This is a genomic window from Pseudomonas boreofloridensis (assembly GCF_030580795.1).
Lineage (GTDB): Bacteria > Pseudomonadota > Gammaproteobacteria > Pseudomonadales > Pseudomonadaceae > Aquipseudomonas > Aquipseudomonas boreofloridensis.
The window spans coordinates 144,648-166,979 of the sequence record NZ_JAUQOQ010000010.1 but is presented as its reverse complement, the minus strand read 5'-3'; the positions used below and the strand labels follow the sequence as shown (position 1 = coordinate 166,979).

The window sequence follows — 22,332 nt, the reverse complement described above, 5'->3', positions numbered from 1 at the left end:
GCGCCTACCACTACTGCTTTGAAACTTAGAAATTGCCTTGGACCCAGCGCTTGAAGCGCTCAAGCACCGGGGCCTTCGGTTCATCGCCATAGCTGTTGCTGCTGCTGTTGCCGGTCAGGGGCAGGTCCTCGGTCTGCTTGTGCAGGCCGTAGGTGAGCAGTCCCACGCCGGTTGAATAGATCGGGTTGCGCACCACATCGCTCAGCCCCCGAACGCTGTGCGGCACGCCAAGGCGTACCGGCATGTGGAAAATTTCTTCGGCCAGCTCCACCGCGCCTTCCATCTTCGCGGTACCGCCGGTGAGGACGATGCCGGCCGGCACCAGGTCTTCGTAGCCACTGCGGCGCAGCTCGGCCTGAATCAGGGTGAACAGCTCGTCGTAACGCGGCTCGACCACCTCGGCCAGGGCCTGGCGCGACAGTTCGCGCGGCGGACGATCGCCGACGCTCGGCACCTTGATGGTTTCGCCGGCACCCGCCAGCTTGGCCAGGGCACAGGCGTAGCGGATCTTGATTTCCTCGGCGTACTGCGTCGGTGTGCGCAGGGCCATGGCGATGTCGTTGGTGACTTGGTCGCCTGCAATCGGAATCACGGCGGTGTGACGAATCGCGCCTTCGGTGAAGATGGCGATGTCGGTGGTGCCGCCGCCGATGTCCACCAGGCACACGCCCAGTTCCTTCTCGTCGTCGGTCAGCACCGAGTAGGCCGAGGCCAGTTGCTCGAGGATGATGTCGTCGATTTCCAGGCCACAGCGGCGCACGCACTTCTCGATGTTCTGCGCTGCGTTGACCGCGCAGGTGACCACGTGGACCTTGGCCTCCAGGCGTACGCCGGACATGCCCAGGGGCTCACGCACGCCTTCCTGGTTATCGATCACGTAGTCTTGCGGCAAGGTGTGCAGCACGCGCTGGTCGGCAGGAATGGCCACGGCCTGGGCGGCGTCGAGTACGCGCTCCAGGTCGGCGACGCTGACCTCGCGGTCGCGGATGGCGACGATACCGTGGGAGTTAAGGCTGCGGATGTGATTGCCGGCCACGCCGACGAACGCCGAGTGGATGCGGCAGCCCGCCATCAACTGCGCCTCTTCCACCGCGCGCTGGATCGACTGCACGGTCGATTCGATGTTCACCACTACACCTTTCTTCAGGCCGCGGGACGGATGAGTACCGATCCCGACGATCTCCAGGGTGCCGTCCGCAGCCACTTCGCCCACCAGGGCGACGACCTTGGAGGTGCCGATGTCCAGCCCGACGATCATTTTGCCGCTATGCGCGTTTGCCATGGTCCTGCCTCTCTCTAATTCTTCGCAACGGCGGGTTGGGCCGTCGTCGGTGCAATCGGTTCCCGCCAGCCAACGGCTAATCCGTTGGCGTACCGCAGATCGACGCGGGCGATGTTGGCGATCTGCTCTTTGAGTGTCTTGTCGTAAATGGCAATGAACCGGCGCATCTTCTCCACCAGATGATCGCGTCCCAGCAGCAGCTCGATGCCTGGACCGGTGCTACCCGCACCCGTGGTCAGGAACCAGCTGCCTCGCTCGCGCAGCTCCAGGCGAGCGATGGAGAACCCGAGGGGACGCAGCATCTGGCTCAGTACCTGATACTGCTGCATGACTTGTTGCTGAGCGCGTTGCGGGCCGAACAACTGCGGCAGGTGCTCATAGTTGGCCAGCTCGCGCGGGGTGAAGGCCTGGCCCTGGTTGTTGAGCAAGGCCTCGTCGCCCCAGCGCGCGACAGGCAACTGTTCCTCGAGGCGAATCACCACCTCGTTGGGCCAGACCCGACGCACTTCGGCGTGAGCGATCCACGGCATCTGCTCGAGCTCGGTGCGCATCGCCGGCAGGTCGACGCTGAAGAAGCTAGCCGCCACGTAGGGCGCAATACGCTGCTGTACCGCCTGCTGGCTGATGTAGCTGAGGTCGCCCTGCACGGCGATCTTGGTGATCGGCCGGTCGGCATAGGGCATCAGCCTGATCGCGCCCTCATAGGCGCCGAAACCGGCCGCCACCAGCAGCACCGGCCACAGCAGGCGCTTGAGGCCGCCGAAGTTCGGCCGAGGCAGGCGCGCCGATACGGGCTCGTCGGCCACCAGTCGGCTGGCACCGCGCGGCACCGGCTTGCTACGGCCGGTCACGGGTTGCTGCTGACGTATCATTGCGCCTTGCATGGTGATTAACCTCGCGTCGCTACGCTGTCGGCCAGGATCGCCAGCACCAGTTGCTGGAAGTCCAGTCCGGCCGCGCGGGCCGCCATGGGCACCAGGCTATGATCGGTCATGCCCGGTGCGGTATTGACTTCGAGCAGCCAGAACCGGCCCTGCTCGTCCTGCATCACGTCCAGACGGCCCCAACCCTCGATGCCGATGGCATCGCAGGCGCGCGCGGTCAGGTCGATCAGTTCCTGTTCTTTGTGGCGGTCCAGCCCGCACGGAATGCGGTACTGAGTGTCGTTGGCGACGTACTTGGCGTCGTAGTCGTAGAACACGTGCGGGGTACCCAGCGCGATCGGTGGCAGCACTTGGCCGCGCAGCACCGCGATGGTGAACTCCGGGCCGTGGATCCACTGCTCCACCAACACTTGGGAATCGTAGCGAGCGGCGTCCTGCCAGGCAGCGACCAGTTCCTCGACGTTGTTCACCTTGGCCATGCCGATGCTCGAACCTTCATGGGCAGGTTTGACGATCAGCGGGAAGCCCAGTTCCTTACCTGCCTCGACACAGTCGTTTTCAGTGCTGAGCACGGCGTGACGCGGGGTCGGAATGCCCAGGCTCTGCCACACCTGCTTGGTGCGCAGTTTGTCCATGGCCAGTGCCGAAGCCAGGATGCCGCTACCGGTATACGGAATGCCCAGGCACTCCAGCAGGCCTTGCATGCTGCCGTCTTCGCCGCCACGGCCATGCAGAATGATGAACGCGCGGTCGATCCGCTCGTGCTGCAGGCGCTCGAGCAGGTCGTCGCCGACATCGATGGCCACCACGTCCACACCCGCTGCCGTCAGCGCCTCGATCACCGCAGCGCCGGATTTCAGCGACACCTCACGCTCGGCGCTCTTGCCACCGTAGAGTACGGCCACCCGGCCGAAGGCCTTGATGTCGAGGGTGGAGTGCAGTTTGTCGTACGCGGTACTCACAGCGATTTCTCCTGCTGGGCGACGGCGCCAGCGAACAACGGGCTTTTCATCAGTTGTGGCGCCAGGCCGCCGACATCGCCGGCGCCCTGGCAGATCAGGATGTCACCGGCGCGCAGCAGCGGCTTGACCAGGGGCGCGAGTTCGGCGCCGCGCTCGATGTAGATCGGGTCGAGCTTGCCGCGCTGGCGGATGCTGTGGCACAGCTGACGGCTGTCAGCGCCCGGAATCGGCTCTTCACCGGCCGGGTACACCTCCATCAACAGCAGCACGTTGGCATCGCCCAGCACCTGTACGAAATCGTCGTACAAATCGCGGGTCCGGCTGTAGCGGTGCGGCTGGTAGACGATCACCAGGCGCCGGCTTGGCCAGCCACCACGCACGGCCTTGATCACGGCCGCCACTTCGGTCGGGTGATGACCATAGTCGTCGACCAGCATCACGCTGCCACCTTCGACCGGCAGTTCGCCGTATACCTGGAAGCGTCGCCCAACGCCCTGGAAACCCGACAAGCCCTGGACGATGGCCTCGTCGCTGATGCCCTCGTCGGTGGCGATGGCGATGGTGGCCAGCGCATTGAGCACGTTGTGGTTGCCGGGCATGTTCACCGACACCTCCAACGGCTCGCGGTCGCGGCGCAGCACGGTGAAGTGGGTCTGCATGCCCTGCTGGCGTACGTTGATGGCGCGAATGTCGGCCTCGTCGCTGAAACCGTAGGTGACGGTCGGACGTTTGACCTGGGGCAGGATTTCACGCACCACCGGATCGTCCAGGCACATCACCGCCAGACCGTAGAACGGCAGGTTGTGCAGGAACTCGACGAAGGTCTTCTTCAGCTTGTTGAAGTCACCTTCGTAGGTCGCCATATGGTCAGCGTCGATGTTGGTGACCACCGCAACCATCGGTTGCAGGTGCAGGAAGCTGGCATCGCTTTCATCGGCCTCGGCGATCAGGTAGCGGCTGGTCCCCAGTTGCGCATTGGTGCCGGCGGCGGTCAGGCGACCCCCGATGACGAACGTCGGGTCCAGGCCACCGGCTGCGAACACCGACGCCAGCAGGCTGGTGGTCGTGGTCTTGCCATGGGTGCCAGCCACGGCGATGCCGTGACGGTAGCGCATCAGTTCGGCGAGCATTTCGGCGCGTGGCACTACCGGAATACGACGTTCCAGGGCAGTGGCGACCTCCGGGTTGGCCGGGTTGATGGCGCTGGACACCACCAGCACGTCGGCGGTGGCCGCGTTTTCGGCGCGGTGACCCACGAAAATCTCGGCGCCGAAGGACTCCAGGCGCTGGGTGACCGGCGAGGCCTTGAGGTCCGAGCCGGATACTTCGTAGCCCAGGTTCAGCAGTACTTCGGCGATCCCGCACATGCCCACGCCGCCGATACCGACGAAGTGGATACGGCGGATGCGGCCCATCTTGGGTTGCGGCATGGCTTTCTGGCTTTCAACCATGGGCCACCTCCAGACAGATGTCGACTACGGTGCTGGTTGCGGCAGGTTTGGCCAGGCGGCGAGCGGTGCCGGCCATGGTGTCGAGTTTCTCGGGTTGCATCAGCACCTCGTTCAGGCGTTCAGCGAGCTGCGCTGCGCCAGTTGTCGCTTGTGGCAGCAGGAAGGCGGCGCCTTCCCGAGCCAGGTATTGGGCGTTGTGGGTCTGGTGGTCGTCGATGGCGTGGGGCAAAGGCACCAGCATCGAAGGCAGGCCCGCCGCCGCGAGTTCGCTGACGGTCAGGGCTCCGGCCCGACACACCACCATGTCTGCCCAGCCGTAGGCATGGGCCATGTCCTTGATGAAGGGCTCCACCTGGGCGTCGATCCCGGCCTCGCGATAACGCTCGGCGGTGACCTCGGCGTGTTGCTTGCCGGCCTGGTGGAACACCTCGGGACGAAGGTCGACGGACACTTCGGACAGGGCCTTAGGCAGCAATTTGTTCAATGGTTCCGCACCCAGGCTACCGCCGAGCACCAACAGCCGTGCGCGGCGCTCGGCCAGGGGCAGGCGTGGCGACTCCAGGAACAGTTCGCGGCGTACCGGATTACCGGTGGTGCGGCGTTTCTCGCTGGCCTCGAAGGTGTCGGGGAAGGCTTCGCAGACCCGCGCAGCCAATGGCACAAGCAAGCGGTTGGCGGTACCAGCGCGGGCGTTCTGCTCGTGGATCACCAGCGGCACGCCGCACAACCGCGCGGCGACGCCGCCGGGGCCTGTGACATAGCCACCGAAACCGAGCACGCACACCGGTTGCAGTTCGCGGATGATGCGCCGTGCCTGCAACACGGCCTTGACCAAGGTGAACGGCGCCTTGAGCAGGGACAGCTTGCCCTTGCCGCGCAGACCGCTGACCTGGATCAGGTGCAGCGGCAGGCCAGCCTGCGGCACCAGCTCGTTCTCGATGCCGCGAGGGGTGCCCAACCAATGCACGCTGTAGCCACGGGCCTGGAATTCACGCGCGCAGGCCAGCGCCGGGAACACGTGCCCGCCAGTGCCACCGGCCATGATCAAGACGTTCTTGCCGTCAGCGCCCATGACTGGTCTCCTCGGCAAAATCGCTTTCCTTGAACTCGTGCTCTTCGCTGCCCAGGTGCGTTCGGCTCTCCCATTCGATGCGCAGCAGCAGCCCTACGCAGGCGCAGCAGATGACCAGCGAACTGCCCCCGTAACTGAGGAACGGCAGGGTCAGGCCTTTGGTAGGCAGCAGACCGACGTTCACACCGATGTTGATGAGGAACTGGCCGATCCACAGGAACGCCAGGCCGAATGCCATGTAGGCGGCGAAGAATTGCTTGGCCTTCTCGGCCCACAGACCGATGTAGAGGGCGCGGATGGTGACGAACACGAACAGCGCCACGGTGCACAGCGAGCCAACCACACCCAGTTCCTCGGCCAGTACCGAGAACACGAAGTCGGTGTGCGCTTCGGGCAGGTAGAACTGTTTCTGCACGCTGTTGCCAAGGCCCACGCCCAGCCACTCGCCGCGACCGAAAGCGATCAGCGCCTGGGTGAGCTGGTAACCGGAACCGAACTGATCGGACCAGGGGTCGGTGAAGGTGATCAGGCGCGCCATCCGATAAGGCTGAGCCTGCACCAGGACGAACACCGCGACCACCGCCAGTACCACCATCAGCGAGAAGCGGAACAACCCCACCCCACCTAAGAACAGCATCGCGGCCGCAGCGCCCATCATCACCACCGTGGCGCCAAAGTCCGGCTCCATCAGCAGCAGGCCGGCCATCGGCAGCAGCACGATGAACGGCTTGAAGAAGCCCATCCAGCTCTCGCGCACTTCGGTCTGCCGGCGTACCAGGTAACCCGCCAGGTAGATCACCACGAACACCTTGGCGATTTCCGATGGCTGTACGTTGAAGAAGCTGAAACCGATCCAGCGCATCGAGCCGTTCACTTCACGGCCAATGCCGGGCACCAGCACCAGCACCAGCAGGCCGAAAGCGCCGATCAGCATCATGAAGCCCATGCGCTGCCAGGTGGCGATCGGCACCATCATCGTCACGCCGCAGGCGCCAAGGCCCAGGGCGACATACACCAGGTGGCGAATCATGTGGTACAGCGGATTGCCCGACTGCACCGCAGCCACTTCCGACGAAGCCGAGGTGATCATCACCAGGCCCAGGCCCAGCAGCGCCAGGCAGCCGGCCAGCAGCGGGAAGTCCAGGTCGATGCCACGCCCGCTGATGAGCGGTGACGGATACGGCTTGATGATGCCGAAAATCATGCCAGCCCCTCCGCTGCCTGGGCGAACAGACGCCCGCGTTCTTCGAAATTCCTGAACATGTCCAGGCTGGCGCACGCAGGCGACAGCAGCACCGCATCGCCCGGCTCGGCGAGTTCAGCGCAGCGCTTCACGGCCTCCTCCAGGCTGGCGACTCGCACCAGCAGCACCGCGCCTTCAAGCGTCTCGCTCAGGCGTTGGGCATCACGACCCAGCAGCACTACGGCGCGGCAATGCCGGCCGGTCGGCTCGCGCAGGGCGGCGAAATCAGCCCCCTTGCCGTCACCGCCGGCGATCAGGACCAGCTTGCCTTCGATGTCTGCGCCCAGGCCTTCAATGGCCGCCAGCGCGGCACCGACATTGGTGGCCTTGGAATCGTCGTACCAGTTCACACCGTTGCGCTCGCGCACCCATTGGCAGCGATGAGCCAGGCCGGTGAATTCGCGCAGCGCCTCGAGCATCGGCTGGAACGGCAACCCGGCTGCATGACCCAGGGCCAACGCCGCCAGGGCGTTGCTCTGGTTGTGCGCACCGCGGATCTTCAGTTCACGCACCGGCATCAACGATTGAAATTCGAATGCCAGGTACTTCTCGCCATCGGCTTCTCGCAGGCCGAAAGCCTTGAAGTCCGGCGCGTTGAGACCGAATGTCCAGCAGGGACGCCCTTCGACCGGCAGCGGCCGGCTCAAGGCGTCCTGACGGTTCACCACCACCTGGCGAGCACCTCGGAAAATGCGGTGCTTGGCCAAGTGATAGGCCGGCAGACCGCTGTAGCGGTCCATATGGTCTTCGCTGATGTTGAGCACGGTGGCCACTTCAGCGTTGAGCTGATCGGTGGTTTCCAACTGGAAGCTCGACAGTTCCAGCACGTACAGCTCGACGCTGTCGTCGAGCAGATCCAGTGCCGGCGTGCCGAGGTTACCGCCGACGGCCACGCGCTTACCGGCCTTGGCGGCCATCTCGCCCACCAGAGTGGTGACCGTGCTCTTGGCGTTGGAACCGCTGATCGCCACGATCGGCGCCTTGGCCTGACGAGCGAACAACTCGATGTCGCCGGACAGCGTCACGCCACGCGCGGCGGCCTGTTGAAGCGCTGGCGTGGACAGGGCCAGGCCGGGGCTTACGTACAAGGTGCTGGCGCGGCACAGGAAGTCGACGTCCAGCTCACCACAGCGTACTTCCACCTGCGGGTAGTCACGGCGCAGGGTGTCCAGTTCCGGCGGTTGCTCGCGGGTGTCGGCGACCGCAAAGGCGATGCCCTGGCCCGCCAGGAAGCGAACCAGAGACATGCCGCTCTTGCCGAGGCCGACAACGATGCGGAATTGGTCGGAAGCGATCAGTGACACGCTCGTTTACCTCAGTTTCAGGGTGGCAAGGCCGACCAGCACCAGAATCACGGTGATGATCCAGAATCGGACGATCACCCGCGGCTCGGGCCATCCCTTGAGTTCGAAGTGATGATGAATCGGCGCCATGCGGAACACGCGCTTGCCCGTGAGCTTGAAGGAGGCGACCTGAATCACCACCGACAGGGTTTCCATGACGAACACACCGCCCATGATGAACAGCACGATTTCCTGACGGACTATCACGGCGATGGTGCCCAGCGCAGCGCCCAGCGCCAGCGCGCCGACGTCGCCCATGAACACTTGGGCCGGATAGGTGTTGAACCACAGGAAGCCCAGGCCGGCGCCGATCAGCGCGCCGCAGAACACGATCAATTCGCCCGAACCCGGCACGTAAGGAATCAGCAGGTACTCGGCGAACTTCACGTTGCCCGACAGGTAGCAGAAGATGCCCAATGCGCCGCCGACCATCACCGTCGGCATGATCGCCAGACCATCGAGGCCATCGGTCAGGTTGACCGCGTTGCTCGAGCCGACGATGACGAAGTAGGTGAGGATCACGAAGCCGGCACCCAGCGGGATGGTGAAGTCCTTGAGGAACGGCACAATGAGGGTGGTTTCGACGCTGGTGGGTGCAGTCATGTAGAGGAACACCGCAGCGCCCAGGCCGAATACCGATTGCCAGAAGTATTTCCAGCGGCTTGGCAGCCCCCGGGAATTCTTCTCGATCACCTTGCGGTAATCGTCGACCCAGCCAATGGCGCCGAACAGCAGGGTGACGATCAGCACCACCCACACATAGCGATTGCTCAGGTCCGCCCACAGCAAGGTGCTGATGGCGATGGCCGAGAGGATCAGCGCGCCGCCCATGGTGGGCGTGCCAGATTTGGACAGGTGCGATTGCGGGCCGTCGTTACGCACGGCCTGACCGATCTGGCGAATCTGCAGGGTACGAATCATCCACGGCCCCAGCCACAGCGCCAGGGACAGGGCAGTCAGCACGCCCAGGATCCCGCGCAGGGACAGGTACTGGAAGACCGCGAAGCCCTTGTAGAACTGTTGCAGATACTCAGCCAACAGCAGCAGCATTAATGTTTCTCCCCGCTGGTCTCGCACAGTGCAGCCACGACGTGTTCCATCGCAGCGCTGCGCGAGCCCTTGATCAAGATAGTGGTATCGCCGGCGGACTCGACCTGTACGGCGTCGATCAGCTCGGCTTGAGTGGCGAAATGGCGGCCATGGGCGCCAAATGCTTGGACCGCGTGGGCCATGTTGGAACCGGTGGCGTACAAAGCGTCGATCTTGCCCTGCGCGTACTCGCCGACCTGACGGTGGCCTTGCTCGGCCCACTGGCCCAGTTCGCCGATATCCCCGAGCACCAGGACGGTGCGGCCGGAAAAGCCGGCGAGTATATCAATGGCGGCGCAGACCGAGGTGGGATTTGCGTTGTAGGTGTCGTCGATCACCCGCACGCCACTCGGGGCGATCTGGGCGACCGAACGGCCCTTGACCGGCTGCACCGCCGCCAGCCCTGCCGCGATGCCCGGCAGGCTCACGCCGACGGCGTGGGCAGCGGCAGCGGCGGCCAGGGCGTTGCTGACGTTGTGCACGCCCAGCAGATTCAGTTGCACCGCTGCGCTGCCCGCCGGGCTGTGCAGGGTGAACGAGGGACAGCCACGGGCATCGCGACCGATGTCGCTGGCGTGGAAGTCGGCGCGCGGGTCGCTCAGGGCGAAGCTCAGCACTTTGTGCTGGCCGGCGCGCGCGTGCCAGATCGGGAACGCCTTGTCGCCCAGGTTGAGCACGGCAGTACCGCCCTCGCCCAGCCCTTCGAGGATTTCGCCCTTGGCCTCGACGATTTTCTCAGGACCGCCGAACTCGCCTACATGGGCGGTGCCGGCATTGTTCAGAATCACCACCTGCGGCTGGGTGAGGCCGACGGTGTAGCGAATTTCGCCGATCCGCGAGGCGCCCAGCTCGATCACCGCAGCCGTGTGCTCTGCGGCGATTTCCAACAGGGTCAGCGGTGCGCCGAGGTCGTTGTTCAGGTTGCCGCGGGTCGCGTGCACCGGTCCGCGCGTGCGCAGGACGCACGCGAGCATTTCCTTGACCGTGGTCTTGCCGCTGGAGCCGGTAATGGCCACCACGGGCTTGTCGAAGGCAGCACGGTTCAACGCGCCCAATTGACCCAGTGCCAGACGGCAGTCAGCGACGCGCAACTGCGGCAGGTCGACACCGTCGATTTCACGCTCGACCAGTGCCGCGACTGCGCCCTTGGTTTTTACATCGGCCAGATAATCGTGGCCGTCGAAACGCGGACCAGCCAGCGCAACGAACAGTTGCCCTGGCATCACGCTGCGACTGTCGATGCTCACGCTGGTAAAGCTTGCGTCGGCACCGACCAGATGAGCACCCAATGCTGTGGTCAGCTGGCTGAGTGTCATTGGCTTAAGCATGTGGAGCCTCCCAGGCTGAAAGGGCCTTCTCGGCTTCGAGCAAATCGGAGAACGCCAGGCGTTCGCCATTGATCTCTTGGTAGTCCTCGTGCCCCTTGCCCGCCAGCACGATCACGTCGTGCGCAGCGGCGCTGGCGATCAAATGGGCAATGGCCTGGCCACGACCGCCCATGAACTCGACGGCGTCGGCGGCGCGCAGACCGGGGCGGATATCATCGAAGATCCTCAGCGGATCTTCAGTGCGTGGATTGTCGTCGGTGACCAGCACGCGATCAGCCAGGCGCTCGGCCACCTCGGCCATCAGTGGACGCTTGCCGCGGTCACGGTCGCCGCCACAGCCGAACAGGCACAGCAGCTGGCCCCGGGCGTGCGGACGCAGGGCTTGCAGCACCTGCTCAAGCGCGTCGGGGGTGTGGGCGTAATCGACCACCACCAGCGGCTTCTCGCCGCCGCCCAGGCGCTGCATGCGACCCACCGGGCCCTGCAATTGCGGGATCACCTTGAGGATGTCGTCCAGCGGGTACTCCAGCGCCAGCAGCGTGGCCACTGCCGCCAGCACGTTGCTCAGGTTGAAGCGGCCCAGCAGTTGACTGCGCAGGGTACGCTCGCCTTGGGCAGTGACCAGGATCGCGCGCACGCCATCGTCGTCGAAGCAGGCTTCGCGGCAGTACAACGAGGCGTCCCGGTTTTCCAGGCTATAGCTGAGCAATCGGGTCTCGATATGATCGGCAGCAGGTCGCTGGGCATAGGCCTTGGCCAGGCGCCGACCAAAGTCGTCGTCCAGATTGACCACCTGACAACGCAGGCTCGGCCAAGCGAACAGCTTGGCCTTGGCCGCCTCGTAGGCCTGCATGCTGCCGTGATAGTCCAGGTGATCGCGCGACAGATTGGTCATCACGGCGATGTCGAACGCCAGCGCCGCCACCCGGCCCTGTTCGAGGGCATGGGAGGAAACCTCCATGGCCACGGCCTTGGCGCCGGCTTTTTTCAAGTCGTTGAGCGTCGACTGCACGGCGATGGGGTCTGGCGTGGTCAGTCGGCCGCTTTGCAGCTCACCGTGAAAACCGGTACCCAGGGTGCCGATCAGGCCGCAACGCTGACCCAGCAAGTCGAGCGCCTGGGCCACCAGTTGAGTGACGCTGGTCTTGCCGTTGGTACCAGTGACCCCAATGAGCTCAAGCTGACGGCTCGGCTCACCGTAGAAGCGCCCGGCAATCGACGACAGCTGGCCAATCAGGCCCTTCACTGGAATCAGTGGAACATCGGTCAGCGGCAGTACGGTGGCGCCCTGCTCTTCATAAGCAATGGCGGCTGCGCCACGCGCCAGGGCATCGGCGATATGGACGCGCCCGTCGAGCTTGGCCCCGGGCACCGCCAGGAACAGATCGCCGGGGCGCACGTTACGGCTGTCGAGGGTCAGTTCGCGGATCAGCGGTTCGCGGCTGGCGTGGGCGAACAGTTTGCTCAATGGCATCGTCATCAACCACGCCCTCCATTGGCGGACACTGCACTGGCCTGCTGGGCATTGGCCGGCGGCAGGTTGTCAGGCGGCACGTTCATCAACCGCAGGGTGCCGGACATGACCTTGCTGAACACCGGCGCAGATACCAGGCCACCGAAGTAACCGCCCTTGCCCGGCTCATCGATGACCACGACGATGGCATAGCGCGGGTCGCTCATCGGGCCGAAGCCAGCGAACAGCGAACGGTAGGCGTTTTCGGTGTAGCCCTTGGAGCCCACGGTAGCCTTACGCGCGGTGCCCGACTTGCCGGCCACGTGGTAGAACGGCACCTGGGCACGGAACACGCCGCGCGGGGCCTCGATGACCTGCTGCAGCATGCCTTGGATGGTCTTGGCAGTCTCTTTCGGAATGGCCTGGACGGTGTCGGGCTGTTTGTCGACCTTGAGGATCGACAGCGGCACCATCTTGCCGTCGTTGGCCAATGCGGCGTAGGCATGCACCAGTTGCAGCGCGGTGACCGACACGCCGTAGCCGTACGACAGGGTGGCCGTTTCGGCCTTGCGCCATTCGCGGTGATTAGGCAGGTTGCCGACCCGTTCGCCCGGGAAGCCCAGGCCGGTGTATTGACCCAGGCCGACCTGCGACATCACCCGGTAAATGGCTTCGCCGCCGATGTCGAAGGCGATCTTGCTCATGCCGACGTTACTGGAGTTGATCAGGATGCCGGTGAGGTCGAGGATCGGCCCTTCACTCTTGGACACGTCTTTAATGGTGTAGCGACCGATCTGCAGACTGCCGGGATACACCTCGACCTTGTCGGTCGGCTTCCAGCGCCCGCTTTCCAGCGCCGCACTCATGGAGATCGGCTTGACCGTGGAGCCTGGCTCGAACACGTCGATGATCGCGCGGTTGCGCATGGCTGCCGGGAACATGCTGCGGCGGTTGTTGGGGTTGTAGGTGGGCTGGTTGACCATCGCCAGCACCTCGCCGGTCTTGACGTCCATGATCACCAGACTACCGGCCTTGGCGTCCTGCTCGGCGATGGCGTTGCGCAGCTCGCGGGTCGCCAGGTATTGCAGGCGCAGGTCGATCGACAACGCCAAGGTCTTGCCGGCCTTGGCGTTCTTGGTCACTTGGATGTCCTTGATCAGCCGTCCGCGACGGTCTTTGATCACTTGTCGCTTGCCTGGCACGCCGGCGAGCCACTCGTCGTAGGCGAGCTCGACACCTTCGCGGCCGTGGTCGTCCAGGTCGGTGAAGCCCACCATGTGCGCGGTCACATCACCTGCTGGGTAGAAGCGACGGAACTCTTCCAGCCCGTACACACCGGGTACTTTCAGGTCGAGCACCTGTTGCCCCTGCTCCGGCGTGAGGCCGCGGACCAGATAGATGAATTCCTTGTTGGCTTGCTGGGTGAGGCGCTCGATCAGTTGCTGCGGGTTCTGCCCGAGCACCGCGGCCAGTTGCGGCCAGCGCTCCTTGGAAGCCTGCATTTCCTTGGGATTGGCCCACAACGTGGTGACCGGCGTACTGACGGCCAGCGGTTCACCGTTGCGGTCGGTAATCAGACCACGGTGTGCGGGAATCGGGATATGACGCAGGCTGCGGGCATCGCCCTGGCCCTTGAGGAAGTCGCGGTCGACCACCTGAAGGTCGATGATGCGCCAACTGATGGCGCCGACCATGAGCGCGAGCAAGCCCACCACGACGCGGAAGCGCCAGGGGTACAGTGCCCCCTCGAGCTTCATCATGGCGTCACCATCCGCACTTCGTCGGCATTGGGTACACGCATTTTCAACTGGCCCGACGCCAGGCTCTCGATGCGACTGTGGGCAGTCCAGGTGCTTTGCTCGAGAATCAGCCGGCCCCACTCGGCTTGCGCCTTATCGCGCTCGCTGAGTTCGTTGTAAAGGGTGTTGAGCAGTTGGCGGTTCCAGTGCGCGCTGTAGGAGACGGCAATGGCCGAGCCCAGCACGCCGACGAACAGCAGCAGCATCAGGAAGCTTCCGCCCGGCAGCGGCTTGGCGAACAGCCGGCTCACCGCAGTTTCTCCGCCACGCGCATGACGGCGCTACGCGCCCGCGGGTTGGCCTTGAGTTCTTCATCGGAGGCGAACTGCGCCTTGCCGATCAGGCGGATCTTCGGTTCGAAGGCCTTGTGCTGAACCGGCAGGTTGCGCGGCAGGTTGTCTGCTTCGCCCTTGACCAGCTTGCGCATGAACAGCTTGACGATGCGGTCTTCGAGCGAATGGAAGCTGATGACCACCAGGCGACCACCCACCTCCAATGCGTCGAGCGCTGCTTCGAGGCCGGCTTCAAGATCGCCCAGTTCGTTGTTGACGTGGATGCGCAGCCCTTGGAAAGCACGCGTGGCCGGGTTCTTGCCCTTCTCCCAGGCGGGGTTGGCGACCTTGAGCACTTCGGCCAGATCGGCGGTGCGGGTGAACGGCTGCTGTTCACGGCGCTGGACCACGGCACGGGCCATGCGCTTGGCGAAGCGCTCTTCGCCGTATTCCTTGAACACCCGGGCAATGTCCTCTTCTGCCGCCGAGGCAATGAATTCGGCGGCGCTGACGCCCTGACCGGGGTTCATGCGCATGTCCAGCGGACCGTCGTTGAGGAAGCTGAAGCCGCGCTCAGGGTCATCCAACTGTGGCGAGGACACGCCCAGATCGAGCAGTACACCACTGACTTTGCCATGCAGCTCGCGCGTGCGAACTTCATCGCCCATCTCGGCGAAGCTGCGCTGCACAATGACAAAGCGGCCGTCTTCGGCCGCCAGCGCTTGCCCCGTGGCAATCGCTTGTGGATCTTTGTCGAAACCCAGCAGCCGCCCCTGCGGCCCCAGTCGACTGAGCATGAGACGGCTGTGGCCGCCCCGCCCGAACGTGCCGTCCAGATAGCAACCGTCGGCGCGCAAGGCCAGTGCCTCGACAGCTTCGTCGAGCAGGACGGTAATGTGGTTGAAGCCGCTATCTATGGTCACAGGATCAGGTCACGCAGTTCGTCGGGCATGGCGCCCGGTTGTTGGATAGCGGCGAGGTCGGCTGCCGAAACCGCGTTCCAGGCATCCTCATCCCACAGCTGGAATTTGTTCAGTTGCCCCACCAGCATCGCCTTCTTGTCGAGCCGGGCGTACTCACGCAGGCGAGGCGGCACCAGGAAACGACCACTGCCATCGAGCTCCAGGTCCACCGCGTTGCCAATCAGCAGACGCTGCAGGCGACGGTTTTCCTCACGCAACGATGGCAAGGCACGCAACTTGGCTTCTATCTGCTCCCACTCGTCGAGCGGATAAACGCACAGGCAAGGATCTACAGCGTCGATGGTCACGATGAGCTGGCCGTTGCAACGCGAATCGAGCTCGTCACGGTACCGGCTCGGCATGGCGAGACGGCCCTTGGCATCGAGACTGACGGCGTTGGCTCCGCGAAACACGGCTGCGATTCCCCACAATGTTATCGTTTTTGTGCCAGAAAACCCACTTCGTCCCACTTTCTGCCACTTGCGCACACTATAGGAATCCGCCCGCCGCACCGTCAAGGCACGTTCATAAGGAAAACCCTTACAGGACCGAGATTTAGCGCAACAAAGGAAGGGGGAAAGACTACCGGGAGACAAAATTGACGGAAAAAATCACGCGCACTCAAATGGATAGAGTGTGAAGTTAAAGTGATTTATTAAGAGTAAGAACTTTTCGGCATTACCACAGGGGATCTGCTATCGATTGCAGCAGAGAAAGGGGAAGGTGGAGAGTCGATCTGTAAGCCGGGTTTTGTCGAGGACAGTCATTCCTCTACGACGGCCATCACTGGACGCCTCTAGCAACCTACCCGGTTCCGACGCGGGCCACGCCATAAGGAACCCTATTTGGTCTTGCTCCGAGTGGGGTTTACCTAGCCACGAACTGTTGCCAGTCGTGCGGTGCGCTCTTACCGCACCTTTTCACCCTTACCGGCACCGAAGTGCTTAGGCGGTTGTTTTCTGTGGCACTTTCCGTAGGCTCACGCCTCCCAGGGGTTACCTGGCACTCTGCCCTGCGGAGCCCGGACTTTCCTCCCCCTACTTTTGCGGAACAAAAGCAGGCAGCGACTGTCCGATCGACTCTCCGCCGACAAGGGTAACGGCAGGCGGGCGCAAGAACAAGCCTTCACTTAAATAATGTCATTAAGCCACTACTGGCTTTTTTGTTTATCCAATGCCGCCTGATAAAGAAGATTCTTACGCACGCCGGTAATTTCAGCCGCCAACGCTGCTGCGCGCTTGAGCGGCAACTCTGCCAATAGCAGGTCCAATACGCGCTGGGCTTCGCGACTGATGGCCTGCTCGTCCTGAGGCGCCGTCCAGCCTGCCACCAGCACGACGCACTCGCCGCGCTGCTGGTTGGTATCGGCGGCGACGAACTCGCGCAGCTCGCAAAGCGGCAAGCCCTTGAGCGTCTCGAACGTTTTGGTGAGCTCGCGCGCCAGCAATGCCGGACGCTCATCGCCGAACACCGCCTGCATGTCTTCCAGGCATTCAAGAATCCGGTGCGGCGCTTCGTAGAAGATCAGCGTACGCGGCTCCTCCCGGACCTGCTCGAGGCGAGCGCGACGTCCGGCCGACTTGGCTGGCAGGAAGCCTTCGAAAATGAAACGGTCCGAGGGCAGGCCGGCCGCCGAGAGCGCGGCGATCAGGGCACAGGCGCCCGGCACCGGCACCACCTTGATACCGGCCGCGCGCGCCTGACGCACCAAATGGTAGCCAGGATCGGAAATCAACGGCGTGCCGGCGTCGGACACCAGCGCCACATCATCGCCTGCCAGCAGTCGCGCGATGAAGCGGCTGCCCTCGTCGCGCTCGTTGTGCTCATGGCAGGCGGCCAGGGGAGTATCAATGCCGAAATGCTGCAGCAGGCGTACCGAATGGCGGGTATCCTCGGCGGCGATCAACGCCGCACCGGCCAGCACCTTGAGCGCCCGGGCGCTCATGTCATCGAGGTTGCCGATGGGCGTGGCCACGACGTAAAGCGTCCCGGCGGTAGATTGTGAAACCCCTGCAACATCCGTCACTGCGCGCACCTGTCTTGCCGATCAAAGGCGCCATTGTAGCCCGAGCACTTGCAACAGCGCGCAAACAACTTCGAACTCGGGCCGCGACAAGCGACCTATAGTGAAGCTTCACCGTCAGCGACATCGCGCCCCGGCCAGTGCTTGGGTACAATCGCCCACCTCCTTGATCGAGTAACAGGATCCTTACATGATCGCTTGCCTGCGGCTGCTCTCAGCCTTCTGTCTCGCTGCCCTGCTGGCAGCCTGCGCCAGCTCGCCCTCATCCAGCCTGGGCGAGTTGCCGCGCACCCCGGACGCCAGCATCGAGCAGTTGCTCGAGAAGGCCGCGTCGAGCAAGTCCGCCGAAGACGCCGCCCTGCTGCGCCTGAGCGCGGCCGACATGGCCTACCGGCAGAAGGACTTCCCGCGCGCCGCGCGCATCCTCGAACAGGTGCCACTGGAGGGTCTCAAGCCTGCCCAGCAAATCTTCGCCAGCACCCTCGCTGCCGAACTGGCCATGAGTCGCAACCAGCCCAAGGCTGCCCTCACAGCCCTGGCGCACCCAAGCCTGCAACATGTCGGCGAACTGCCCGAGCAACAGCAAGTGCGCACTTACAGCGTGCATGCCGCTGCCTTGGAAGCCGACGGTCAGGCCCTGGCCGCCGCCCAACAGCGCGTCCTGCTGGCGCCACTGCTCAGCGGCGAACCGGCGGCGAAGAACAACGACGCCATCTGGTCGCTGGTCGCCTCGCTGCCTGCCGAACAACTGCAGCAGCCGAGCACCGACGCGACCCTGGCCGGCTGGACCAGCCTGGCCCTGGCAGTCAAGAGTGCCGGCACCCTGGAACAGCAGCAGGCGGCCATCGACGCCTGGCGTCAGCAGCATCCCGACCACGCCGCCGCCAAGCAACTGCCTGAAGCCTTGGTCAAGCTCAAGCAACTGGCCAGCCAACCGCTGACCAAGATCGCCCTGCTGCTGCCCCAGGAAGGCCCTCTGGCAGGCGTGGCCCGCGCCCTGCGCGACGGCTTCATGGCCGCCCACTTCCAGGCACAGCAGTCCGGTCAGCCAGCTCCGGCCGTGCAGGTGTTCGACAGCTCGCGCCTCACCTCGCTGGATGATTTCTACCGCCAGGCCCAGGCCGCAGGCGTGCAGTTGGTCATCGGACCTCTGGAAAAGCCGCTGGTCAAGAAACTTGCCGATTACCCGCAATTGCCCATCACCACTTTGGCACTGAACTACGCCGAAGCTGGGCAGAAATCCTCGCCACAACTGTTCCAGTTCGGTCTCGCTGCCGAAGACGAAGCCCGAGAAGTGGCGCGTCGAGCCCACGCAGATGGTCTGGTGCGCGCCGTGGCCCTGGTGCCGAGCGGCGAATGGGGTGACCGTGTGCTGGCAGCCTTCCGCCAGGACTGGGAAAGCAACGGCGGCACTTTGCTCGCTGCCGAGCGCATCGCCCAGCCCGTGGCCCTGGCTCAGCAAATTGCCGACCTGTTCCAACTGCGCCAGAGCGAAGGTCGCGCCAAGAGCCTGCAGAGCGCCGTGGGCGGCAACATTGCAGCCCAACCGTCGCGTCGCCAGGATATCGACTTCATCTTCCTCGCCGCCACGCCACAGCAAGCGCAGCAGATCAAGCCCACGCTCAACTTCCAGTACGCTGGCGATGTGCCGGTCTATGCCACGTCCAACCTGTACAGTGCCAGCGGCGATGTGAACCAGTACAACGACATGAACGGCATCCGCTTCTGCGAAACGCCATGGCTGCTGGACACCGGCAACAGCCTGCGCCAGCAGGTGGTGCAACAGTGGCCGCAAGCCGGTGGCAGCCTCGGACGCTTGTACGCCATGGGTGTTGACGCCTACAGCCTGGCGCCACGCCTGGGTCAGCTCAAGGCCCTGCCCGACAACCGCATGCAAGGCCTGTCCGGCAGCTTGAGCATCAACGCCAACCAGCGTGTCGAGCGCCAACTGCCATGGGCAGAATTCGCCGGTGGCCAAGTCAAACGCCTGCCGGACACGCCACGCTGATGCACCACCCATCGCCCGCCAGCGCCGGGCTTGCTGCGGAATGCCAGGCCCTGGCCTTTCTCCAGGGTCATGGCCTGCAGTTGCTGACGCGCAACTGGCGATGCAAGGGAGGCGAGCTTGATCTGGTCATGCTCGACGCCGATACAGTAGTATTCGTCGAAGTCCGCTACCGTTTGCATGCGGGCTTCGGCGGCGCCCTGGAGAGTATCGACGGGCGCAAGCAGAAACGCCTGGCGCTGGCCGCCACCGAGTTCCTGCAGAAGGAGTCGCGCTGGGCCCATCGCCCCTGCCGCTTCGACGTCGTCGCCCTGCAGGGCAGCCACCACGCAGGTCGGCCGCTTCAATGGCTGAAAAACGCCTTCGAATGCTGAACCCATTCCGATTTCTTTGCTCTATGTTTCGCGGGCCGGCCCCTGTTGCGCGTCGCGCAGGCCTCCGCCGCACTTAAGGTCACACCAGATGGACATGCAATCCCGAATCCGCCGGCTGTTTCAGGCCAGCATCGATACCAAGCAACAGGCAATGGACATCCTGGCACCCTACATCGAGCAGGCCAGCTTGGTCATGGTCAATGCCCTGCTCAACGAGGGCAAGATGCTCGCCTGCGGCAACGGCGGCTCGGCAGGCGATGCCCAGCATTTTTCCTCGGAACTGCTCAACCGCTTCGAGCGCGAACGGCCGAGCTTACCGGCCATCGCCCTGACCACCGATAGCTCGACCCTGACCTCGATCGCCAACGACTACAGCTACAACGAGGTGTTCTCCAAACAGATTCGCGCCCTGGGTCAACCCGGCGACGTGCTGCTGGCCATTTCCACCAGCGGCAACTCCGCCAACGTGATCCAGGCGATCCAGGCGGCACATGATCGTGAAATGATTGTCGTAGCATTGACCGGACGTGACGGCGGCGGCATGGCCTCGCTGCTGCTGCCCGAGGACGTGGAAATCCGCGTTCCGGCCACGGTCACTGCGCGTATCCAGGAAGTCCACCTGCTGGCGATCCACTGCCTGTGCGATCTGATCGACAGCCAACTGTTCGGGAGTGAAGAATGATCCCCAAGCGCCTCGGCCTGATGGCCCTGACCCTGTGCCTCGGCATCACCGGCTGCAGCTCGGTGCTGAACGAGACCCGCAATTCGCCTATCGAGGATGACCGCAGCACCCGCACCCTCGGCAGCAAGATCGACGACTCGCTGATCGAGACCAAGGTCTCGGTCAACGTGGCCAAGGCCAGTCCTGACCTGGACAACGGCTCGCACGTGGTGGTCAGCAGCTATAACGGCATCGTCCTGCTCGCCGGCCAAGTGCCGCGCGCTGACCTCAAGAGCCTCGCTGAGCAGACCGCCAGCCAGGTGCAGCGCGTCAAGAAGGTACACAACGAGCTGCAGGTGATGCAGCCTTCGTCGATCCTGGCACGCAATAACGATGCCTGGCTGACCACCAAGATCAAGACCCAGATGCTCGGCGATCCCAACGTCTCCAGCTCACGCATCAAGGTGATCACCGAAAATGGCATCGTCTATCTGCTGGGTCTGGTGACCCAGCAACAAGCCAACGCGGCCACCAATGTGGTACAAGGTGCGTCGGGTGTGCAGAAGATCGTCAAGCTGTTCGAGTACATCGACTGACATCCAGGCGCGGCAGTACCGATGCCCGCGCCATCGCGCACATGAATTCGTCTCGTTTCTGACCATTCAGGAAAAGCCATGAAGAAGTCTTTGCTGTCCCTCATCGCCATCGCCGGTTTCGCTGCCCTGGCAGGTTGCTCCACCCCGAGCGTGATCACCCTCAACGACGGCCGCGAGCTGCAGACCCTCGACAAGCCCAAGTTCGATGACGATTCGGGCTTCTACGAGTTCAAGCAGCTCGATGGCAAGCCGACCCGCATCAACAAGGATCAGGTCCGCACCATCAAAGACCTGTAATCCGGGCTTGAAAGCAAAAAGGCGATCCTTCCGGATCGCCTTTTTTGTTACTTGACCACCTTCAAGCTTGGTCGACCGCTGGGTCGCGGTGGCTGACCTCCACCTTCCGGTGGACCGTCGTCATCGGGCTGGACGCTATCGTCTTCCTCGAGCGCCTCATCCTCCATCAGCGCAGGCTCCAGCTCGAAGACCATGCCCTGGCCGTTCTCGCGTGCATAGATGCCCAGAATCGCGGCGCTCGGCACGTACAGCGAATGGGCCACACCACCAAAACGCCCCTCGAAACTCACCGCATCGTTGTCCATGTGCAGGTTGCGCACGGCGCTGGGCGAGATATTCAGCACGATCTGACCATCGCTGGCAAAGCCTTGCGGGACCTGGACCGCTGGATACTCAGCATTGACCAGCATGTGGGGCGTGCAATCGTTGTCGACGATCCACTCGTACAGTGCTCTAACCAGATAGGGGCGACTGGAGTTCATCAACGGCTCCTTAAAGCTTGCGCATTTCACGTTCGGTAGCGGACAGGCTCGCCTGGAAAGGCTCGCGGGCGAACTGTCGCTCCATGTAATCCAGCAGCGGCTTGGCTTGCCGCGGCAGTTCGATACCCAGTACCGGCAAACGCCAGAGGATGGGCAGTAGACAGCAATCGACCAGGCTTTGCTCCTCGCTCATGAAGCAGGCGAACTCGCCGAACAGCGGCGAGACGCCGGTGAGGCTCTCACGCAGCGACTTGCGCGCCTCGCTGCGCGAGGTTTCGCCGGTCCGCGCATCGAGGATGAGATCGGCCAGCGCACACCAGTCACGCTGGATGCGGTGCATCAGCAGCCGACTGTTGCCACGCGCCACCGGATACACCGGCATCAGCGGCGGATGAGGGTAACGCTCTTCGAGGTATTCCATCACCACGGTCGGCTCGTACAAGGCCAGGTCGCGATCGACCAGGGTCGGCACGCTGCCGTAGGGGTTCACTTCGACCAGCTTGGGCGGCAGCCGATCGGCGACGACGTCGACGATCTGCGCATTGACGCCCTTCTCGGCGAGCACCAGGCGCACACGATGGGAATAGTGGTCGGCGGGGTCGGAATAGCAGGCTAACCTGTTGGTTGCGCCCATGTAGCGGCTCCTCGCGGGGGTATGCGTGTGAAACTGCAAATGCAAACGCGCCCTGGGGGGCTGCCGTGCATTCGCATGGCAGCGCCCCAGGGCGCGTTCAACTACCAGCAACTACTGCGT

At 63.8% G+C, this 22,332-nt stretch carries 22 protein-coding genes and 1 other RNA gene; 5 read left to right on the top strand and 18 right to left on the bottom strand.

Going from position 1 to position 22,332, the window contains the following annotated elements; translation table 11 throughout:
• Positions 1-25: 25 nt before the first annotated feature.
• The 16 genes from ftsA to rsmI form a co-directional block, all read right to left on the bottom strand.
• On the bottom strand, positions 26-1,282 hold the full coding sequence (gene ftsA, locus Q6A47_RS14330; RefSeq protein WP_039579839.1) for a cell division protein FtsA: 1,257 nt from the start codon (positions 1,280-1,282) through the stop codon (positions 26-28).
• A gap of 14 nt (positions 1,283-1,296) precedes the next feature.
• Positions 1,297-2,166, bottom strand: a complete 870-nt coding sequence (locus Q6A47_RS14325; RefSeq protein WP_039579840.1) for a cell division protein FtsQ/DivIB — start codon at positions 2,164-2,166, stop codon at positions 1,297-1,299.
• Between the two features lie 5 nt (positions 2,167-2,171).
• Complete coding sequence (locus Q6A47_RS14320; protein WP_029612149.1) at positions 2,172-3,128, bottom strand: D-alanine--D-alanine ligase; 957 nt, start codon at positions 3,126-3,128, stop codon at positions 2,172-2,174.
• Positions 3,125-4,579: a UDP-N-acetylmuramate--L-alanine ligase gene (murC, locus tag Q6A47_RS14315; RefSeq protein ID WP_029612148.1), complete on the bottom strand. Its 1,455-nt coding sequence runs from the start codon at positions 4,577-4,579 to the stop codon at positions 3,125-3,127. The genes Q6A47_RS14320 and murC overlap by 4 nt, the downstream gene beginning before the upstream one ends.
• Positions 4,572-5,651 carry an undecaprenyldiphospho-muramoylpentapeptide beta-N-acetylglucosaminyltransferase gene (gene murG, locus Q6A47_RS14310; RefSeq protein ID WP_039579844.1) on the bottom strand — a complete coding sequence of 360 codons (1,080 nt, stop codon included), beginning with the start codon at positions 5,649-5,651 and terminating at the stop codon, positions 4,572-4,574. Before murG ends, murC begins: the two co-directional genes overlap by 8 nt.
• Positions 5,641-6,855: a putative lipid II flippase FtsW gene (gene ftsW / locus Q6A47_RS14305; protein ID WP_039579846.1), complete on the bottom strand. Its 1,215-nt coding sequence runs from the start codon at positions 6,853-6,855 to the stop codon at positions 5,641-5,643. The genes murG and ftsW overlap by 11 nt, the downstream gene beginning before the upstream one ends.
• Positions 6,852-8,198: a UDP-N-acetylmuramoyl-L-alanine--D-glutamate ligase gene (gene murD, locus Q6A47_RS14300; RefSeq protein ID WP_029612147.1), complete on the bottom strand. Its 1,347-nt coding sequence runs from the start codon at positions 8,196-8,198 to the stop codon at positions 6,852-6,854. Before murD ends, ftsW begins: the two co-directional genes overlap by 4 nt.
• A 6-nt stretch (positions 8,199-8,204) precedes the next feature.
• Entirely contained in the window at positions 8,205-9,287 is a 1,083-nt protein-coding gene (gene mraY, locus Q6A47_RS14295) for a phospho-N-acetylmuramoyl-pentapeptide-transferase (RefSeq protein WP_029612145.1), read from the bottom strand.
• Positions 9,287-10,654: a UDP-N-acetylmuramoyl-tripeptide--D-alanyl-D-alanine ligase gene (locus tag Q6A47_RS14290; RefSeq protein ID WP_304484615.1), complete on the bottom strand. Its 1,368-nt coding sequence runs from the start codon at positions 10,652-10,654 to the stop codon at positions 9,287-9,289. The genes mraY and Q6A47_RS14290 overlap by 1 nt, the downstream gene beginning before the upstream one ends.
• On the bottom strand, positions 10,647-12,134 hold the full coding sequence (locus tag Q6A47_RS14285) for a UDP-N-acetylmuramoyl-L-alanyl-D-glutamate--2,6-diaminopimelate ligase (protein ID WP_304484614.1): 1,488 nt from the start codon (positions 12,132-12,134) through the stop codon (positions 10,647-10,649). The genes Q6A47_RS14290 and Q6A47_RS14285 overlap by 8 nt, the downstream gene beginning before the upstream one ends.
• The gene (locus tag Q6A47_RS14280; protein WP_162889597.1) at positions 12,134-13,864 is read right to left on the bottom strand and encodes a peptidoglycan D,D-transpeptidase FtsI family protein; all 1,731 of its coding nucleotides are present in this window, start codon (positions 13,862-13,864) and stop codon (positions 12,134-12,136) included. The genes Q6A47_RS14285 and Q6A47_RS14280 overlap by 1 nt, the downstream gene beginning before the upstream one ends.
• Complete coding sequence (gene ftsL / locus Q6A47_RS14275; protein WP_029612141.1) at positions 13,864-14,157, bottom strand: cell division protein FtsL; 294 nt, start codon at positions 14,155-14,157, stop codon at positions 13,864-13,866. Before ftsL ends, Q6A47_RS14280 begins: the two co-directional genes overlap by 1 nt.
• Complete coding sequence (rsmH, locus tag Q6A47_RS14270; protein WP_162889560.1) at positions 14,154-15,101, bottom strand: 16S rRNA (cytosine(1402)-N(4))-methyltransferase RsmH; 948 nt, start codon at positions 15,099-15,101, stop codon at positions 14,154-14,156. The genes ftsL and rsmH overlap by 4 nt, the downstream gene beginning before the upstream one ends.
• Positions 15,098-15,553 (bottom strand): division/cell wall cluster transcriptional repressor MraZ, encoded by a 456-nt coding sequence (mraZ, locus tag Q6A47_RS14265; protein ID WP_029612140.1) that lies wholly within the window; start codon positions 15,551-15,553, stop codon positions 15,098-15,100. Before mraZ ends, rsmH begins: the two co-directional genes overlap by 4 nt.
• 310 nt (positions 15,554-15,863) lie before the next feature.
• An RNA gene (gene rnpB / locus Q6A47_RS14260) (RNase P RNA component class A) lies at positions 15,864-16,223 on the bottom strand.
• A 67-nt stretch (positions 16,224-16,290) separates the two neighbouring features.
• Positions 16,291-17,166 carry a 16S rRNA (cytidine(1402)-2'-O)-methyltransferase gene (rsmI, locus tag Q6A47_RS14255; protein WP_304484613.1) on the bottom strand — a complete coding sequence of 292 codons (876 nt, stop codon included), beginning with the start codon at positions 17,164-17,166 and terminating at the stop codon, positions 16,291-16,293.
• A gap of 187 nt (positions 17,167-17,353) precedes the next feature.
• On the opposite strand from rsmI, the gene Q6A47_RS14250 reads away from it, so the two are divergent.
• From Q6A47_RS14250 to Q6A47_RS14230, 5 genes are all read left to right on the top strand, one after another.
• Positions 17,354-19,171, top strand: a complete 1,818-nt coding sequence (locus tag Q6A47_RS14250) for a penicillin-binding protein activator (RefSeq protein ID WP_304484612.1) — start codon at positions 17,354-17,356, stop codon at positions 19,169-19,171.
• On the top strand, positions 19,171-19,542 hold the full coding sequence (locus Q6A47_RS14245; RefSeq protein WP_295481189.1) for a YraN family protein: 372 nt from the start codon (positions 19,171-19,173) through the stop codon (positions 19,540-19,542). The genes Q6A47_RS14250 and Q6A47_RS14245 overlap by 1 nt, the downstream gene beginning before the upstream one ends.
• Positions 19,543-19,630: 88 nt before the next feature.
• Entirely contained in the window at positions 19,631-20,224 is a 594-nt protein-coding gene (locus Q6A47_RS14240) for a phosphoheptose isomerase (RefSeq protein WP_029612137.1), read from the top strand.
• Positions 20,221-20,799, top strand: a complete 579-nt coding sequence (locus tag Q6A47_RS14235; protein WP_304484611.1) for a BON domain-containing protein — start codon at positions 20,221-20,223, stop codon at positions 20,797-20,799. Before Q6A47_RS14240 ends, Q6A47_RS14235 begins: the two co-directional genes overlap by 4 nt.
• Positions 20,800-20,877: 78 nt before the next feature.
• Positions 20,878-21,096, top strand: a complete 219-nt coding sequence (locus Q6A47_RS14230; protein ID WP_029612136.1) for a YgdI/YgdR family lipoprotein — start codon at positions 20,878-20,880, stop codon at positions 21,094-21,096.
• A 47-nt stretch (positions 21,097-21,143) separates the two neighbouring features.
• Here the strand turns inward: Q6A47_RS14230 and Q6A47_RS14225 are convergent, their stop codons facing one another.
• Positions 21,144-21,578: a ClpXP protease specificity-enhancing factor gene (locus Q6A47_RS14225; protein ID WP_029612135.1), complete on the bottom strand. Its 435-nt coding sequence runs from the start codon at positions 21,576-21,578 to the stop codon at positions 21,144-21,146.
• A 10-nt stretch (positions 21,579-21,588) separates the two neighbouring features.
• Positions 21,589-22,212, bottom strand: a complete 624-nt coding sequence (locus Q6A47_RS14220) for a glutathione S-transferase N-terminal domain-containing protein (protein ID WP_029612134.1) — start codon at positions 22,210-22,212, stop codon at positions 21,589-21,591.
• Between the last annotated feature and the right edge of the window lie 120 nt (positions 22,213-22,332).

Bases quoted from the DNA above. Each gene is read 5' to 3' on its own strand.
- ftsA (WP_039579839.1), bottom strand. From the start codon at position 1,282: ATGGCAAACGCGCATAGCGGCAAAATGATCGTCGGGCTGGACATCGGC.
- Q6A47_RS14325 (WP_039579840.1), bottom strand. From the start codon at position 2,166: ATGCAAGGCGCAATGATACGTCAGCAGCAACCCGTGACCGGCCGTAGC.
- murC (WP_029612148.1), bottom strand. From the start codon at position 4,579: ATGGTTGAAAGCCAGAAAGCCATGCCGCAACCCAAGATGGGCCGCATC.
- murG (WP_039579844.1), bottom strand. From the start codon at position 5,651: ATGGGCGCTGACGGCAAGAACGTCTTGATCATGGCCGGTGGCACTGGC.
- ftsW (WP_039579846.1), bottom strand. From the start codon at position 6,855: ATGATTTTCGGCATCATCAAGCCGTATCCGTCACCGCTCATCAGCGGG.
- mraY (WP_029612145.1), bottom strand. From the start codon at position 9,287: ATGCTGCTGCTGTTGGCTGAGTATCTGCAACAGTTCTACAAGGGCTTC.
- Q6A47_RS14290 (WP_304484615.1), bottom strand. From the start codon at position 10,654: ATGCTTAAGCCAATGACACTCAGCCAGCTGACCACAGCATTGGGTGCT.
- Q6A47_RS14285 (WP_304484614.1), bottom strand. From the start codon at position 12,134: ATGACGATGCCATTGAGCAAACTGTTCGCCCACGCCAGCCGCGAACCG.
- Q6A47_RS14280 (WP_162889597.1), bottom strand. From the start codon at position 13,864: ATGAAGCTCGAGGGGGCACTGTACCCCTGGCGCTTCCGCGTCGTGGTG.
- Q6A47_RS14250 (WP_304484612.1), top strand. From the start codon at position 17,354: ATGATCGCTTGCCTGCGGCTGCTCTCAGCCTTCTGTCTCGCTGCCCTG.
- Q6A47_RS14245 (WP_295481189.1), top strand. From the start codon at position 19,171: ATGCACCACCCATCGCCCGCCAGCGCCGGGCTTGCTGCGGAATGCCAG.
- Q6A47_RS14240 (WP_029612137.1), top strand. From the start codon at position 19,631: ATGGACATGCAATCCCGAATCCGCCGGCTGTTTCAGGCCAGCATCGAT.
- Q6A47_RS14235 (WP_304484611.1), top strand. From the start codon at position 20,221: ATGATCCCCAAGCGCCTCGGCCTGATGGCCCTGACCCTGTGCCTCGGC.
- Q6A47_RS14230 (WP_029612136.1), top strand. From the start codon at position 20,878: ATGAAGAAGTCTTTGCTGTCCCTCATCGCCATCGCCGGTTTCGCTGCC.
- Q6A47_RS14225 (WP_029612135.1), bottom strand. From the start codon at position 21,578: ATGAACTCCAGTCGCCCCTATCTGGTTAGAGCACTGTACGAGTGGATC.
- Q6A47_RS14220 (WP_029612134.1), bottom strand. From the start codon at position 22,212: ATGGGCGCAACCAACAGGTTAGCCTGCTATTCCGACCCCGCCGACCAC.